Source organism: Azospirillum largimobile (assembly GCF_977007025.2).
Genome location: NZ_CDRMUA020000002.1, coordinates 90,689 through 107,013 on the forward strand (window position 1 = coordinate 90,689; position 16,325 = coordinate 107,013).

The window sequence follows — 16,325 nt, forward strand, 5'->3', positions numbered from 1 at the left end:
AAGAATCCCCGATGGGACAAGTCCGATCCCGGATGAAGGAGGCTTCCGCATGTCCAGCCAGACGACCGAGTGCCGGATGCGCCGCTCTTCCGCCGGGACGAAGGATGGAACAGTGAAACAGGGGCTGGAAACATGTTCCATCCTGTTCCAATCCTCCATCGCGACTCCATCGACCCAACCCGACGGATCACGGTGGCGCCCATGAACGACTATTGCATCGCAAGCGGTTACCGCCACCGGGTCGACCCCGCCTACACCGAGGATACCGCCGACAGCCGGGTAGTCTGGCAACCTGATGTCTATGCCACGGCCGCGGTGCTGGCCGACCGGTATGGCGCCGCCACGATCATCGATATCGGCTGCGGCGGTGCCAAGAAGCTGGGACTGCTTGCCGGACGATTTTCGGTGGTTGGCATCGATTACGGCAGCAACATCGATTATTGCCGCGCCACCTATCCATTCGGCCGCTGGTTGGCGGTCGATATGGATGGGGAGGAGGCGCCGGCGCTGGCCGAAGCCCTGCGGTCGCTTGGGCCGGAAATCCTGGCCGGCGCCGTCGTCGTCTGTTCCGACGTGATCGAGCATCTGGTCCAGCCTGACGGGCTGCTGAAGGTGCTGGCCGGCATTGCGCCTGCAGTGCGGGCCTGTGTGATTTCGACCCCCGAGCGCGAGCGCACCCATCACCCCGGCCATGCCGGGCCGCCGCCCAACCCCTGCCATGTGCGGGAATGGACTCTGGCGGAGTTCCGCGCCCTGCTGGACCGCTTCGGGCTGCCGGTGATGTATGCCGGGCTGACCGCTTCGCACAACCGCGGCCGGCCGAAGAACACCATTCTGACGGTGATCGACCGCAATGCCCGGACGGCCGCGACGGCCCTGCAGGAGCGCCCGGTGACCGCGGTGCTGGTGGCCCGGGACGATGCCGAGCATGTCGAGGGGCTGGTCGGCCGGCTGCACGCCGACGGCATCCGCATCCACGCCATCGATCTGGGATCGACCGACGGCACCCATGAATTGCTGGTCGGCCAGTCGGCAAAGCTGGCGGCGTTGGAACGCATCGCCACCCCACGGGTCGCCGATGACGGCAAGCTCGACAGCTTCTGGCATCATGTCGAGGATGTGGCGATGTCCTGCCCAGGTCATTGGATGCTGCTGCTGGAAGGCAACCAGCGGGTGGTTCCGACCGGCTTCGGGCCATCCTTGCGGGCGGCCCTTGCCGGGGTTGAGGCCAGCGGCTTCAACGCGGTGAGCTTCACCGGGCTGGATTTCCATCCCGTCGACGGCGGCTTTAGCCGGGCGCTCGATACCGAGGCTTATTTCGGCATCTGTTCCTTCGCCCGCTCGACGGCCTCCCGCCACTTGACGCGTGCCTGGATCCAGCCGGATTCCCATCCCGTCGGGTTGGCCGATACTGGCGGCTGTGCGCCGCTGTTCATCGGCCGGCGTGATTTTCCGTACCGGTTCCTGATGAAATCCTATCCCAAGCGACGGTTCCTGCCGGAGGATCCCTGGCTGCCCGCTCGCATCGCACACAATGCCACCTGGGGCTTTCCGCCGGGCGGGCTGGAACTGATCGATTTCCACCAGCCCGATTTCATGGACCGCCATCTGACCGAATGCGTGTTCGGCGTCGGAGTGCTCCGCCATGATTTCGGTCTTTAGCCAGGACCGGCCGATCCGTTCCGCGGGCGCCATTGACTGCGGAATTTTCGGGACCCGGCAGTGTCGGGTCGCGTATCCGCTTGAACCGGCTGTGGTTTTCCCGCCATCTTCTTCCGTCTTCCCACACCGGTAGTCCGCATGCCCCCCACCCCCGCACGCACCCCGGTCTGGCCCGGCAAGCCCCATCCGCTCGGCGCCACCTGGGACGGGTTCGGCGTCAATTTCGCCCTGTTCTCCGCCAATGCCGAGCGGGTGGAACTTTGCCTGTTCGACAAGACCGGCCAGCGTGAGGTCGAGCGGGTCACGCTGCCCGAACACACCGACGAGGTCTGGCACGGCTACCTCCCCGACGCCCGGCCCGGCCTGCTCTACGGCTACCGCGTCCACGGTCCCTACGAGCCGGAGGAGGGGCACCGCTTCAACCCGAACAAGCTGCTGATCGATCCCTATGCCCGGGCTCTGTTCGGCGGCTTCAAATGGTCGGACGCCCATTACGGCTACCGGGTCGGCTCGACCAAGGAGGACCTGTCCTTCGACCGGCGCGACAATGCCCGCGGCATGCCGAAATGCCGGGTGGTGGACGGCGCCTTCACCTGGGGGCATGACCGCCACCGCCGGGTGCCCTGGACCGAGACGGTCCTCTACGAGACCCATGTCCGCGGCTTCACCATGCGCCATCCGGAGGTGCCGGCCCATCTGCGCGGCACCTTCGCCGGCATGTCGACCCAGAACGTGATCGAATATCTGCGGGCGCTCGGCATCACCTCGGTGGAGTTTCTGCCGGTCCAGGCCATCGCCGACGAGCAGCATCTCGTCACCCGCAACATGACCAACTACTGGGGCTACAACACCATCGGCTTCTTCGCGCCGGAGCCGCGCTACATGACCACCGGCGTCCTGTCGGAGTTCAAGACGATGGTCGCCCGTCTGCATGAGGCGGGGATCGAGGTCATCCTCGACGTCGTCTACAACCATACGGCCGAAGGCAACCATCTGGGGCCGACGCTGTCCTTCAAGGGCATCGACAATCTCAGCTATTACCGGCTGATGCCGGACAACCCGCGCTACTACATCAACGACACCGGCACCGGGAACACCCTGAACCTCAGCCACCCGCGCGTGGTGCAGATGGTGATGGACAGCCTCCGCTATTGGGTGACGGAGATGCATGTCGACGGCTTCCGCTTCGACCTCGCCACCGTGCTGGCGCGGGAGCCCTACGGCTACGACCCCGGTTCCGGCTTCCTCGACGCGGTGCGCCAGGACCCGGTGCTGGCCGACGTGAAGCTGATCGCCGAGCCGTGGGACGTCGGTCCCGGCGGCTATCAGGTCGGCAATTTCCCGCCGGGCTGGGCGGAGTGGAACGACCGCTACCGCGACACCGTTCGGCGCTACTGGCGCGGTGACGACGGCATGCTGCCGGAACTGGCCGGCCGCATCGCCGGCTCCGCCGACCTGTTCGAGAAGCGCGGGCGCCGGCCCTGGGCCAGCGTGAACTTCATCACCGCCCATGACGGCTTCACCCTGCACGACCTCGTCGCCTACAACGACAAGCACAACTGGGCGAACGGCGAGGAGAACCGCGACGGCCATTCCGCCAACTGCTCGTGGAACCACGGGGTGGAGGGCGAGACCGCCGATCCGGGCATCAACGAGCTTCGGGCCCGGCAGAAGCGCAACCTGCTGGCCACGCTGATGCTGTCGCAGGGCACGCCGATGATGCTGGCCGGCGACGAGCTGGAGCACAGCCAGGACGGCAACAACAACGCCTATTGCCAGGACAACGACATCACTTGGCTGGACTGGGCGAAGCGCGACGGGGCGCTGGTGTCCTTCGTCCGCCGGCTGATCGCGCTGAGGCGCGCCCACCCGGTCCTCCGCCGCCCCACCTTCCTGCACGGGCGCGAAACCGCGGCCAACGGGCTGAAGGACATCGTCTGGTACAATGCCCAGGGCGTCGAGAAGACCGCCGAGCATTGGCGCAACACCCAGGCGCGCTGCATCGTCCTGCTGCTGAACGGCCGTGCCGGCACCCATGCCGGGCCGGACGGGCAGCCGCTGTCCGACGGCGTGATGCTGATCGTGCTGAACGCCCATGCCGACATCCTGACCGTGACCCTGCCGGACGTGCCGGGCGGCCGGGGCTGGCGCTGCCTGCTCGACACCCGCGTCGCCGACGGGGCGGGGGACGAACGCCTGCATCTGGCCGGCCGGTCGGTGCTGGTCGATGGGCGGACGGTGCTGGTCTTCACCCTGGTGGAACAGGCGGGGATGTGAGCAACGGCATGGCTTTGGCTGAGCGTGCTCCGCCCCTGCGATCCTTTGCCCAATGGTATTTTCCCCGGTGAAGATGCTACCGCGACGGGCGGAGACAATGCGTGTTACCCTGCGGGACGTGTTGCCGTCACGATCGCAGCGGAGCTTCGGGTAGGGCGATGCCGGATTACGATTTCTCGCAGGTCGACGCCGCGATCATCGACAGCCAGCTCAACACCGCGCGCGTGTTCCGCGACGTGTTGATCCGCCTGGGCTTCCGCCGGGTGGAACTGTTCGATTCGGTGAAGGCCGCCGCCGGGCTGCTGACCGCCGGCATGCCGGATCTGGTGCTGCTCGACGCCGACGGCGAGGATTCGGAAGCCTTCCGCTTCATCCGGTCCCTGCGCAACGAACCGGCCGTGCCGAACCCCTTCGCCTGCGTCATCGTCACCACCTGGGCGCCGACCCCGGCGCTGCTGACCCGCGTCACCAATGTCGGGGGCGACGATCTGCTGATGAAGCCGGTGTCGCCCAAGCAGGTGCGCGACCGGATCGTCAGCCTGATCGAGGCGCGCAAGGGCTTCGTCGTCACCGCCGACTATACCGGCCCCGACCGCCGCAAATCCCCGCGCGAAGGCGCACAGGTGCCGGTTCTGGACGCCCCCAACACGCTCCGCCTGAAGGCTGTCGGCCAATGGACCCAGTCCGCCGCCCGCATGCTGCTGAACGAGGCGATTTCGACCGTCACCACCCAGAAGCGGCTGCGCGCCAGCATCCAGGTCGCCTTCCTGGTGGAATTCGCCCTGGACGGGCTGGCACGGCCGGCGCCGGACCGCATGGCCATCGACCATGTCGGTCGCATCGGCGGCTTCCTGGACGACCTTCTGCGCCGGCTGGGCGAGGACGGCGACCACGCCCCGGTGGAGGCGGTGGCCCGCGCCATCAAGACGCTGGCCGACAAGGTCCGCACCGCCGCGGAAGCCGGACCGGTCCCGGTCGACGACCGGGAGCAGCTGCAGGCCCTGTCGCGCGCCCTGATGCAGGCCGTCGATCCCGACCGTCCGTTGGAGGCGATGACGCGCGAGGTGTCCGCCGCCGTCACCGGCTACCGCAGCCGGCTGGAGCAGATCGCCCAGGCCAAGGCGGCCGCCGCCCTGCCGGCGGTTCCCGCCGACGACGCTTCCACCTCCTCTTCCTCCGCCCCGCCACCGGGTGCCGGAGGGCAGGCGGCATCCGCCCTTCCGGCCGGGTGACGGGGGAGGCGCCGATGGCATAGGCCGCCGGTCTGCATTGACGCCACGCACCGCGCCCCCCAATCCCTTAGCCCCACACCCTTTCCGTACAACCCGCGGGGACCCTGCATGAGTGATCTCGACCGGCTGGCCGATCTGCTTGGACTAGAACCCCTTTATCATGACATCTGGGGCAACCGGCGCGAGACCTCCGCCGCCACCAAGCGGGCGCTGGTCGCCGCCATGGGGTTGGCGACCGCCACGGACGAGGAGGTCGCCGCCAGCCTGCGCACGGTGGAGCGGCGGTCCTGGAGCCGCCCGCTGCCGCCGGTCCTGGTCACCGGGGAAGGGCAGGGGATCGGGCTGGGCGTCGCCCTGCCTGCCGGCCTGGATGACGCCACGCTGGTTTGGGAACTGACGCCGGAGGGCGGGGTCGCCCAGGGCGGTCGCGTCGCGGTCCGCGATCTGCCGGTGGAGGAGCGGGCCACGGTGGACGACACGGCCTATAAGCGCCGCGCGCTCGGGGGCCTGTTGCCGGTCTCGCTGCCCATCGGCTATCACCGGCTGGAATTGCATGTGGAGGTTCCCGGCGGCGCCGGTCCATCCGGTGCCACCACCCTGATCGTGGCGCCCGACCGCTGCGTGACGGTGGAGGAGATGGTGCCGGCCGGCCGCTGCTGGGGCATCGGGCTGCAGGTCTATTCCCTGCGGTCCGCCGTCGATTGGGGCATGGGGGATTTCGGCGATCTTTCCGGCTTCGCCGAGGTCGCCGGCCGGCTGGGCGCCGGGCTGGTCGGGCTGAACCCGCTGCATGCCCTGTTTCCGGCCGACCCGAACCATATCGGCCCCTATTCGCCGTCCAGCCGCCAGTTCCTCAACATCCTCTACATCGACCCGTCCTCCGTTCCCGAGTTGGCGGACGCCGACGACCTGCGCGCCCGGATCGCCGACCCCGCCTTCCAGGCCGCCCTGACCGCCGCAAGGCAGGCGGAATTGGTCGATTACCCCGCGGTCGCCGCGCTGAAGCTTCCGGTTCTGGAGGGGCTGCACGCCCGCTTCCGCAGCCTGCCCGACGGCCACCCGCGCAAGGCTGCCTACGCCCGCTTCCGGCAGGAGATGGGGGCGGCCTTGGACCGCCATGCCCTGTTCGATGCCCTGCACGAGCATTTCTTCCGCAAGGACCCGTCGCTGTGGATGTGGCGCAGTTGGCCGGCGGTCTTCCAGGACCCTGGGAGCGCCGAGGTCGCCGCCTTTGCCGCCGATCATGCCGGCCGTGTCGATTTCTTCGCCTGGGCGCAGTTCGAGGCTGACCGCCAGTTGGGGGAGGCGGCGGCGCGCGGCCGTTCCGCCGGGCTTGCCATGGGCTTCTACCGCGACCTCGCCGTGGCCGTCCATCCCGGTGGCGGCTCCGCCTGGGCCGACCCGTCGATGCTGGTGCAGGGCGCCAATGTCGGCGCGCCGCCCGACCAGTTCAACCTGAAGGGCCAGAACTGGGGTTTGGCGCCGCTGTCGCCGCTGGGCCTGCGCGAGGCCGCCTACCGCCCCTTCGTCGAGCTTCTGCGGGCCAACATGCGCCATGCCGCGGCGCTGCGCATCGACCATGTGATGGCGCTGCAGCACCTGTTCTGGATCCCGGAGGACGGCAGCGACGGCGCCTATGTCGCCTATCCCTTTCACGACCTTCTGCGCATCGTGGCGCTGGAGAGCCGCCGCAACCGTTGCGTCGTGATCGGCGAGGATCTGGGCACCGTTCCGGAGGGCTTCCGGCCGGCTCTGGAACAGGCCGGAATCCTCAGCTACCGCGTGCTGTATTTCGAACGCACTGCCGATGGCGGCTTCAAGTCTCCCGGCGAGTATCCCGCCGGTTCCATGGCGACGGTCAGCACGCATGACCTGGCACCCTTCAAGGGGTTCTGGACCGGCCGCGACCTCGATTGGCGGCAGCGGCTCAGTCTCTATCCCGACGATGCCAGCCGGGACAAGGACCGCTGGGACCGCGGCGTCGACCGCTGGCGCCTGTTGCAGGCCCTGTCCCGCGAGGGGCTGCGCCCGGACAGCTATCCCACCGATGACGGCGACCAGCCGTTCCGCGTCGAACTGTCCGCCGCCGTCCACGCCTATCTGGCGCACACCCCGTCGCGCATCGTGATGGTTCAGATCGAGGACGCGCTGGCGGACGACGAGCAGCCCAACCTGCCCGGCACCGTCGACCAGCATCCGAATTGGCGCCGCCGCCTTCCCCGTATGCTGGAGGAATTGGAGGCCGACTACGACCTCCGCCGGATCATCGCGCCCATGGCGAACGCTGTCCCACGCTGAATGAAAGGCGCCGCCGGTCCAGGGGAAAACCGGACCGGCGGTCAGCGCCCAAAAAAAAGTGCATCGGAAGCGAAAAAAGCTCTTCACAGCCCGGCACGCGGTCGCTATAAACCCGCCCACACCACGGGGCACGGCAAGCGAGCCGCCCCGGTGACGGTCTGGGGGATCGTCTAGCGGTAGGACAGCGGACTCTGACTCCGCCAGCCTAGGTTCGAATCCTAGTCCCCCAACCAACGCTCACGACTTCCCTTTGGAAACAGCCACTTGGTTCCGCCGCCCCTGCAGCGACCCGCAGGTGGTGCCCATGGCTGTAGCCCAAACCTGCTGCCCAGGCATCGCCCGGTCCCGTCAGAGTACCGAGCATGGGCCAAGCCGCTCACCTCGTCCTCCGCCACCAGTCCTGACACTGGCGTCACCAAGCCGCCATGCTGGCTGTCAGTGGTTCGCTTGTACCGGTGCCTTTGGTAGGCCTTCAGGTGGTTGTCGCGCATCAGGCGGGCGACGCGATGGCGACATACCGTCAGCCTTCAACTCGGCATGCATCCGTGAGCTGCCATAAGTTTCGCGCGACGCTGTGAACCGGCTGCGGATATGGGCCAACAGCACCAGGTCGGTTCATTGCCGAACACTGGCCTTGCGCGTCTTCTACACATAGTAACCGCTGACGCTCACACCCGAGAGCTGGCAAAGCCGGGAGACCGGAGCACCCGCTTTCTCTGCATCGATGAGCTGAGATCTCATCGACTTGTCTCCTGCCCCAAGAAAGCGGCTGCCTTCTTTAACAAGTCACGCTCCTGGCGTAAAACCTCGTTCTCACGACGCAGACGGACCAGTTCCTTGTGCACATCGTCATGTGGACCGCACAGAAGTTCAGCTTCCTGGTGGCGCGCTTTCCATCGCGTCAGTGTCGATTTGCCGATACCCTAATCAGCCGCCACGTTCCCGACTATCCGGCCGCTCGTTGCGATAAGCCGAACAGATTCCCGCTTGAGTTCTTCCGTCAGCTTACGCCGATGCCCGTCACCCATGCCAAAACTCCTGGTCTCTCGGACCATAGATGGAGGCTCTCCACCTTCTCCCGGCAAGTCCACCTCCCATACCAGCCGGATAATGGAACCACTAAATTGTACGTACTGCAAACTTGACCGCGCCGTCCGTCCGGCGCATGATGGCGACCGTGATGGATGGTGCCGAAAATGCATTGTTCCCACGACGCCGACCGGCTTGACGGCCGGCCGGAACCACGGCTGGAGTTCCAGAGGCAACGCCCTGCGGCCGCTGTCATGCGCGCCGTTACATGACCTGTTGCCCGTCCGGCTGAGCGGCGGCGGAGCCATACCCGGGTGGCTCCGCCGCCGATTGTTTTTTGGGCTTCGGCCCACGACGGCCCCATTCCCGTCCGATCCCGGCCATCCTCCTGCCTCATTCCTGTCACGTCCTGTCGCCCTCCGCAGGCGCCCCCACGACGTGGTCGATGTAGAATGGGTTTAACCGAATTGAGTACCACTTTTGAGGAAAGCGCCGGGAGTCCCCCGATGCATTCGCTCGAAATTCAAACGAAAATTCGCAAAATATTGGTAGGTTTTCGCAAAATGGGGGTATCTGCTGTGGCTTTAACGCGCCATTAACCAGGATGGACTGAGTTTAGGCTCATCAGACGCGGTCAACTCCAACTCAGACGCGAAGTCAACTTTGCGGTCAGATGGAAACGGCCGGTTCCGTGTTAATGCCGCTATAGCCGACCATCTCGTGTTTGTCCCTCCAGTGTTTGAAAGGCTCGCCCCCATGACCGTGCCGGCAGTCCTCCGCGATGTGGCGCAGTTCGGCGCCTACGCCGCCGGCCGGGGCCGACATGCGGGCCTGCTGGTCGCGGTCCTGCTGCTGGCCGGCTGCCCGGCCAACACGGTCGGACCGGGATGGGGCGGACCCGATGTATCGGCCGCCAACCCGAACGCCCGTCCGGCTTCCCCGCCGGTGCCCAGGCAGAAGCCGGTCCGCAAGATTGCCGACGCCGCATCGCTGGCGCCGACCCTGCCGATGCCGCAGCCGGGCCCGCCGGTGACGAACGGCGACGTGGCGGCGGCCAGCACCGACGCCAACGCCGCCGCCACCCAACTGGCGGCCATCGACCCCCGGACGGCGAACGCCTCGGCCATGCCGGCCGTGGGCCCGGCCGTGGGGCTGACGCCCACCCCTCCCGCAACCACCAACGCCGACCCCGACAGTCTTGTCGGGCTGGACGAAGTCCAGACTCTCAACCTCCTGGGGTCCCCTGTTGCAAGGGAAGAGGCGCCTCCCGCCAAGATCTGGCGGTATTCCAAGGGTGACTGCACCCTCAAGGTCTTCTTCTTCATGGATATGACCTCGTCCCAGGACTTCCGCGCCCTCTCCTACGATATGAAGAGCAGCCAAAATGTCCCTGACGCCGACCACCGATGCTTCGCCCAACTCCTCGCTCACGCTGACGCAGGGCGCCCTGTCCGCCCCGGGATTCAGTAAGGCGGAGTCGAACAAGGGAATGTCCGCAATGACCGAACCGACCATTGCCCGCATCGCTCTGGTGGACGACGACGATCTGTTCCGTGAGTCGCTCAGCCTCAACCTCGGCGACGAGGGATACGAGGTCATCACCTTCGACCGCGGCGAGCCGGCGCTCGATTTCTTCGCTGCCGACGGATCGGTCGACATCGTCCTGCTGGACTGGCGCATGCCCAAGCTGGACGGCATCGACGTCCTGCGCCAGATGCGCGCCCGCGGCATCGCCACCCCGGTGATCTTCCTGACCGTCCTGTCCGACCAGATTTATGAAGAGGCGGCCCTGGCCGGCGGCGCGCTGGATTTCGTGGAGAAGTCGCGCAGCCTGTCGATCCTGCTGAAGCGCATGCGCCTGATCCTGGACGGCACCAAGGGCGATGCGGTCAAGGGTGCCGAGGAGGCGGAGGCCGGCGGCAACGCCACCATGCATCGCCTGGGCGATTTGGAACTGCGCCTGGACAACAGCCGCGCCTTTTGGAAGGGCAAGCGCATCGACCTGACGCTGACCGAGTTCAACATCGTCAAGCTGATGTCGACCCGTCCGGAAGAGGACGTGTCCTACCGCGAGATCTACGACCTCGTCCACGGCAAGGGCTTCGTCGCCGGCTACGGCCCGTCGGGCTACCGCGCCAACGTCCGCGCCTTCATCAAGCGCATCCGCCAGAAGTTCCGCTCGGTCGACGCCAACTTCGCCTGCATCGAAAACTATCCGGGCTTCGGCTATCGCTGGGGCAAGGGCGAGAACCCGGCCCAGGGTGGCGACGAGGACGGCCTCGACACAGGCACGCGCAATGGAATGAGCGAGGACATGCTGATCAATGGCGCTGCTGCCGAGTGACCTCGCGATGCGGGCGCCCAGACAAGCGTCCGCCCGCCTGCTTTGGCTGTGGCGTTCGATGGCGAGCCGCCTGGTGCTGCTCACCGTCGTCTTCGTCGCCGTGCCGGTTCTGCTCTACGACCAGTTCCAGCGCGCCGACGAGGCCTCGCAGCAGCTCCTGCTGAAAAGCGCCCAGCGCCAGGGTGAACTGATCGCCCGGGCGTTGGAACCGGAACTTCTGGGTGTCGACCGCACGGCCCTCCCCAGCCTCAGCAGCGCGCTGGCCCGCTACGGCGACGACCGCACGCGGCTGAAGCTGCTGGTGCGTCCGCGCGTGGCGGCCACCGGGGCCGCGGCGCTCAGGACCGGACCGGAACCCTTCTTCTATGTCGCGGCGGCGCCCAGCCTGTCGACGGCCGACATCGATGCCGAACGGCGCCTGCTGCTCGAACAGGGCGTGCTGGACCGGCTGGGGTCGAGCTGTGCCGGCAACTCCACGCTGGCGATGCGCGTTCCCCATGCCGAAGGCGGGGAGGAGGTGCTGTCCTCCATCACCCCGATCAAGACCAGCTTCGGCTGCTGGGCGCTGGTGACCAGCCATGCGACCGAGGCCTACATCTCCTCCTCCATCGGCCGTCCCTATTGGAGCACGCCGGCGGTCCAGGCCGCCGCGGCGATCTATCTGGCGATGGCGGCCCTGGTGCTGGCCGTGCTTGCCGGCGTCTGGCGCAACCTGAACCGTTTCGGCGAACTGGCCCGCCGCATCGTCGGCGGCGAGGATACCCCCGACCATGAGGGCCGCAGCGCCTCCTTCGCCGCGCGCAACACCGTGCCGGAGTTGGCCGGGGTGGCGGAGGATTTCGACCGTCTCGTTTCCACGCTGCGCGACAGCGCCCAGTCGCTGCGCCGTGCGGCGGAGGACAACGCCCACGCATTCAAGACGCCGATCGCCGTCATCCGCCAGTCGGTGGAGCCGCTGCGCCGCGCCCTGCCGGCGGAGAACGCCCGCAGCCAGCGCGCGCTGATCATGATCGAGAAGTCGCTGGACAAGCTGGACGGCATCGTCTCCTTCGCCCGCCGCATGGACGAGGCGGCGGCCGACCTGCTGGCCCCTGCGCGCCGCCGCGTCGACCTGTCGGCGCTGGTTGAGCGGATGGCCGGCGGCTACACCGGCCTGCTTGCCGAACAGAGCCTGCACATGCGCTCGCGCATCGATGCCGGGCTGGTGGTACGGGCAAGTGAGGAGACGCTGGAGACCATCGTCGAGAATCTGGTGGAGAACGCCGTCAGCTTCTCACCGGCCGACTCCGCCGTCAGCGTCCGCCTGACCCGCAACGGCCGCTGGGCCGAGCTGGTGGTGGACGACGAGGGACCGGGCGTCGATCCCGCCAACCTGGAACGCATCTTCGAGCGCTATTTCTCCCACCGCGAACCCGGCCGCGGCATGCCGGAGGACGAGGCGGCCGCCCATCAGGCGGGGGCCGCGCATTTCGGCATCGGCCTGTGGATCGTCCGCCGCAACATCGAGGCCTTCGGCGGCCGCGTCAGCGCCGAAAACCGCCCGACCGGCGGGCTGCGCATGACGGTGATGCTGCCGCTGGCGGCGTAACCGGGTCCGCCGTCACCGGCAAACAGGCTTCGGAGTGGCGCGGTCGGAGCCGTTCCTGCTATGGTCGGTTCCGGGGTGGCCCCGTTCTTTGCCTGAAGATCGGGACGGCCTGCCGAACAGCATTCCGAGCCGCCGATGGACCGCAGCCTCGATTCCACCGACATCAAGATCCTGCGTGAACTGCAGGAGGATGGACGCCTCAGCAATGTCGAGCTGGCCCGCCGCATCAACCTGAGCCCGGCCGCCTGCCTGGAGCGGGTGAAGCGGCTGCAGACGGACGGCATCATCCAGCGCTATGTCGCGCTGCTCGACCCGCACCGGCTGGAAGCGGGGATGCTGGTCTTCGTGGAAGTGGTGCTGGACCGCACGACGCCCGACAATTTCGACGACTTCAAGGCCACCGTGCTGCGCATGCCGCAGATCATGGAATGCCACATGGTCGCCGGCGGCTTCGACTATCTGGTCAAGGCGCGGGTGCGCGACATGAACGAATACCGCCTGTTCCTGGGCGAACTGCTGTCCACCGCGCGCGGCGTGCGGGAAACCCACACCTATGCCGTGATGGAAGAGGTCAAGAGCGTCACCGCCATCCCGCTCGACGGGTTGTCCGGGGGCTCGTTGCGCGGCTAAGCAATTAGACCGTATAGCTTTTTTCAGTTTGCACCGTCCGCCGCGCCCGCCATTCTTTTCCGGACGCATTTTGCGACGAATTCGGCGGGAGGAGATCGCCCCTCCGTTGTATTCTGCCATGCAAATTGTTCGACCGCTAACAATCCATCGCGGCATGACGCTTGCAGCATGGCCTCCGGTTCGGGGGTGCGACCTATGCGGTTGTCTGGCGCTACAGTTTTCGCCTCCACGCCCGACCGTTTCCTGCGAGACTTTGGCTGGAGCGGAACCGCGTCATGCGCGTCAACACCCCGATCACCGACCGTGAGGTCCATCTGACCGACGGCGTCCCCCTGGTGTCGCGCACCGACACCGGCGGGCGGATCACCTTCGTGAACCAGGCTTTCGTCGAGATCAGCGGTTTCGACGAACATGAGCTGATCGGCGCTCCGCACAACCTCGTCCGCCATCCCCATATGCCCAAGGAGGCCTTCGCCGACCTGTGGGCGACCGTGAAGTCGGGACGACCCTGGGAAGGGCTGGTGAAGAACCGGACCAAGTCCGGCGATTTCTATTGGGTGCGCGCCAACGTCACCCCGGTGATCGAGAACGGCGCCGTCACCGGCTATATCTCCATCCGCTCCAAACCGTCGCGGGACGAGATCTCGGCGGCCGAGTCCCTGTATGCGGCCATGCGCGACGGACGGGCGGCGGTGGCGCTGGAGCAGGGCGCGCTCGTCCGCCGCAGCCGCGCGGGCCATGCCGCCGCCATGGCGTGGTCCAGCCTGTCCGGGCGTCTGGCCGGGGTGATGGTTCTGCTGATCCTGGCGATGCTGGCGGCCGGCTGGCTCGGGCTGGACGGCATGGAGGCTTCCAACCGCTCGCTTCGCACGGTGTATGAGGATCGGACTGTTCCCGCCTATCAGATCGGCGAGATCCAGAATCTCGCCCGCGACAGCCGGCAGCGCCTGACCGATTTCGCCGCCGATCTTCAGGCGGGCAATCTTCAGGCGGGTAAGGGAGCCGGCGACTTCGGTGCCGTCGAAGCGGAGGTTTCCGGCAACACCGCAGCCATGCAGCAACTGCTGACCGCCTACCTTGCCACCTACCTGACGCCGGAGGAGGCGGTCCTCGCCGACCGGTTCAAGCCGCTGGTCGGCTCCTATCTCCAGTCCGGCATCGGTCCGGCCCTGGCACTGGCGCGGGAGAAGAACGGTGCCGCGCTGGACGCCCATTTGCGCGGCACCGTCCGTCCCGCCTTCGCCGAACTGCGCCGGGTGTCGGACGCGCTGCTGGAACTCCAGATCCGGGTGGCGCGGGAGGAGTTCGACAAGGCCGAAGCCGACCATGGGCGGCGCATCGCCGTGGTCGACGCGGCGGTTCTGCTGAGCTGTCTGCTGGCCGCCCTGTTCGGCTGGCTGATCCTGCGCACGGTGCGCCGTCCGCTGTCGGTCCTGGAACAGATGTTCGAGCGCATCGCCCGCGGCGCTCTCACCGATCCGATGACGCCGATCACCGTGCCGGAATTCGCCCGCGTGGCATCCGAACTGAACGCGATGAAGGCGAAGCTGGCCTATGCCGCCCACGAGAAGCACGAGACCGAAGTGCGGCAGAAGGCGCTGACCCGCCAAGCCCTGCTGGAGACCTGCAAGTCGATCGAGAGCGATTTGGATTCCACCTGGATAGGGGTGGAACTGACCAGCAACCGCGCCGGCGACGGCATCCAGCACCTGATGCAGGCCCTGGGCGTGGTGCGGGAGAACACCATGGTGGTGTCGGCGGCTTCGGAGCAGGCCAGCGCCAATGCCCAGTCGGTCGCCGCCGCGACGGAGGAGCTGAACAGCGCCGGGCACGAGATCGCGCGGCAGGCGGCCCGGTCCAGCGAGGTGGCCCGGCGGGCGGTGGACAGCGCCCGCGGTTCCGCCTCCGCCATCGGCCAGATGGAGGTGGCGACGGAAGAGATCGCCAAGGTCGCCAACCTGATCAACGAGATCGCCGGCCAGACCAATCTGCTGGCGCTGAACGCGACCATCGAGGCCGCCAGGGCAGGGGAGGCCGGCAAGGGCTTCGCCGTGGTCGCCAGCGAGGTGAAGGCGCTCGCCAACCAGACGGCACGGGCGACGGAGGATATCGCCCGCCAGATCGACCAGCTGAAGCAGGCGGTCGGCGGCAGCGTCACGGCGATCCAGACCGTCATTTCCGTGATCGAGGAGATCGACGAGGCCGCCGCCGCCACCGCCGCCGCGGTGGAGGAGCAATCCGCCGCCAACGGGGAGATCGGGCGCAGCGCCACCAACTCGGCCGGCGGGGCATCGCAGGTGTCGGTCAGCGTCCTGCATATCCGCGATCAGGCCGACGGGATCACCGGCATCGCCACCGACGTCAGCCGCCGGATGGCCGATACCCAGACCGCCGTCGCCGACCTGAAGCGCCGGCTGGTCATCGCGCTCCGCCAGTCGGTTGCCGGCGACCGCCGCATGTCCGACCGGATCCCCTGCGAAGAGCCCGTCACGCTGGTCCTGGCCGGCGAACGCCGCACCGCCACCATGCTGGACCTGTCGCTGGAGGGGATGCTGGTGGAGGGCATGGGGCTTCCCTCGCTTGCCGAGCAGACGCGGCTGACCGTAACGCTGCGCGATGTCGGCGACCTGCCGGCCGTCGTCGCCGGGATCAGCGACCTTGGCCTGCATCTGGCCTTCGACGAATTGTCCGACGGTCAGGCGGACCGGCTGGGCCGGGCCTATCGCGCGATGGTGGAGGCCGACTCCGACGTCATCCGCACCGCGCAGGACACCGCCGCCGCCCTGTCGAAGGCTTTGGAAAGCGCTCTTTCCAGCGGCAGCATCGGTGAGGAGGCGCTGTTCTCCACCGACTTGGCGCCCATTGCCGGCAGCGACCCGGAACAGGCGCTGGCCCCCTTCACCGAGTTGGCCGACCGCCTGTTTCCCGCGATCCAGGAGCCGGTCCTGGCCTCCAACCCCCGCTTCCAGTTCTGCGTGGCGGCCAACAGCGCCGGTTACGTGCCGACCCACAACAGCCGCTATTCCGAGCCGCAGCGGCCGGGCGACCCCGCCTGGAACACCGCCCATTGCCGTAACCGCCGCGTCTTCGCCGACCGGTCGGGTCTTGCCGCCGCGCGCAACACCCGCCCGTTCCTGCTGCAGGCCTATCGCCGCGACATGGGCGGCGGCCGGATGGTGCGCCTGAAGGAGGTCGATGCGCCTATCGTCGTGCGCGGCCGCCACTGGGGCAATGTGCGGCTGGCCTATACGCCGTGAGGCGTCCC

General features: G+C 67.5%; 9 protein-coding genes, 1 tRNA gene and 1 pseudogene. 10 read left to right on the forward strand and 1 reads right to left on the reverse strand.

From position 1 onward, the window contains the following. The first annotated feature begins 201 nt into the window (after positions 1–201). The 5 genes from ACWPKK_RS13830 to ACWPKK_RS13850 all read left to right on the forward strand — a co-directional run bounded on the left by ACWPKK_RS13830 (position 202) and on the right by ACWPKK_RS13850 (position 7,702). Positions 202–1,662: a class I SAM-dependent methyltransferase gene (locus ACWPKK_RS13830; RefSeq protein ID WP_452004981.1), complete on the forward strand. Its 1,461-nt coding sequence runs from the start codon at positions 202–204 to the stop codon at positions 1,660–1,662. A gap of 138 nt (positions 1,663–1,800) precedes the next feature. Then, complete coding sequence (gene glgX, locus ACWPKK_RS13835) at positions 1,801–3,939, forward strand: glycogen debranching protein GlgX (RefSeq protein ID WP_324868231.1); 2,139 nt, start codon at positions 1,801–1,803, stop codon at positions 3,937–3,939. A 158-nt stretch (positions 3,940–4,097) separates the two neighbouring features. Then, positions 4,098–5,171 carry a response regulator gene (locus tag ACWPKK_RS13840; protein WP_452004984.1) on the forward strand — a complete coding sequence of 358 codons (1,074 nt, stop codon included), beginning with the start codon at positions 4,098–4,100 and terminating at the stop codon, positions 5,169–5,171. A gap of 108 nt (positions 5,172–5,279) precedes the next feature. Beyond that, positions 5,280–7,469, forward strand: coding sequence for a 4-alpha-glucanotransferase (gene malQ, locus ACWPKK_RS13845; protein WP_452004986.1), 2,190 nt, complete (start codon positions 5,280–5,282; stop codon positions 7,467–7,469). 159 nt (positions 7,470–7,628) lie between these two features. Then, a tRNA-Gln gene (locus ACWPKK_RS13850) sits at positions 7,629–7,702 on the forward strand. A 180-nt stretch (positions 7,703–7,882) separates the two neighbouring features. On the opposite strand, the pseudogene ACWPKK_RS13855 reads toward ACWPKK_RS13850, so the two are convergent. Further along, positions 7,883–8,497, reverse strand: a pseudogene (locus ACWPKK_RS13855) (IS3 family transposase); the annotation flags it as partial. Between the two features lie 757 nt (positions 8,498–9,254). Between ACWPKK_RS13855 and ACWPKK_RS13860 the strand changes: the two are divergent. The 5 genes from ACWPKK_RS13860 to ACWPKK_RS13880 all read left to right on the forward strand — a co-directional run bounded on the left by ACWPKK_RS13860 (position 9,255) and on the right by ACWPKK_RS13880 (position 16,317). Next, positions 9,255–9,968 carry a hypothetical protein gene (locus ACWPKK_RS13860; protein ID WP_324868237.1) on the forward strand — a complete coding sequence of 238 codons (714 nt, stop codon included), beginning with the start codon at positions 9,255–9,257 and terminating at the stop codon, positions 9,966–9,968. A 28-nt stretch (positions 9,969–9,996) separates the two neighbouring features. Further along, entirely contained in the window at positions 9,997–10,842 is an 846-nt protein-coding gene (locus ACWPKK_RS13865) for a response regulator transcription factor (protein WP_452004988.1), read from the forward strand. 58 nt (positions 10,843–10,900) lie between these two features. Beyond that, on the forward strand, positions 10,901–12,430 hold the full coding sequence (locus tag ACWPKK_RS13870; protein ID WP_452004990.1) for a sensor histidine kinase: 1,530 nt from the start codon (positions 10,901–10,903) through the stop codon (positions 12,428–12,430). A gap of 135 nt (positions 12,431–12,565) precedes the next feature. After that, the gene (locus tag ACWPKK_RS13875) at positions 12,566–13,060 is read left to right on the forward strand and encodes an Lrp/AsnC ligand binding domain-containing protein (protein ID WP_324868243.1); all 495 of its coding nucleotides are present in this window, start codon (positions 12,566–12,568) and stop codon (positions 13,058–13,060) included. Between the two features lie 275 nt (positions 13,061–13,335). Next, entirely contained in the window at positions 13,336–16,317 is a 2,982-nt protein-coding gene (locus ACWPKK_RS13880; protein ID WP_452004994.1) for a methyl-accepting chemotaxis protein, read from the forward strand. Positions 16,318–16,325 lie beyond the last annotated feature (8 nt).

Coding starts and splice junctions, on each gene's coding strand:
- malQ (WP_452004986.1), top strand. CDS start 5,280: ATGAGTGATCTCGACCGGCTGGCCGATCTGCTTGGACTAGAACCCCTT.
- ACWPKK_RS13870 (WP_452004990.1), top strand. CDS start 10,901: ATGGCGAGCCGCCTGGTGCTGCTCACCGTCGTCTTCGTCGCCGTGCCG.
- glgX (WP_324868231.1), top strand. CDS start 1,801: ATGCCCCCCACCCCCGCACGCACCCCGGTCTGGCCCGGCAAGCCCCAT.
- ACWPKK_RS13865 (WP_452004988.1), top strand. CDS start 9,997: ATGACCGAACCGACCATTGCCCGCATCGCTCTGGTGGACGACGACGAT.
- ACWPKK_RS13840 (WP_452004984.1), top strand. CDS start 4,098: ATGCCGGATTACGATTTCTCGCAGGTCGACGCCGCGATCATCGACAGC.
- ACWPKK_RS13880 (WP_452004994.1), top strand. CDS start 13,336: ATGCGCGTCAACACCCCGATCACCGACCGTGAGGTCCATCTGACCGAC.
- ACWPKK_RS13830 (WP_452004981.1), top strand. CDS start 202: ATGAACGACTATTGCATCGCAAGCGGTTACCGCCACCGGGTCGACCCC.
- ACWPKK_RS13875 (WP_324868243.1), top strand. CDS start 12,566: ATGGACCGCAGCCTCGATTCCACCGACATCAAGATCCTGCGTGAACTG.
- ACWPKK_RS13860 (WP_324868237.1), top strand. CDS start 9,255: ATGACCGTGCCGGCAGTCCTCCGCGATGTGGCGCAGTTCGGCGCCTAC.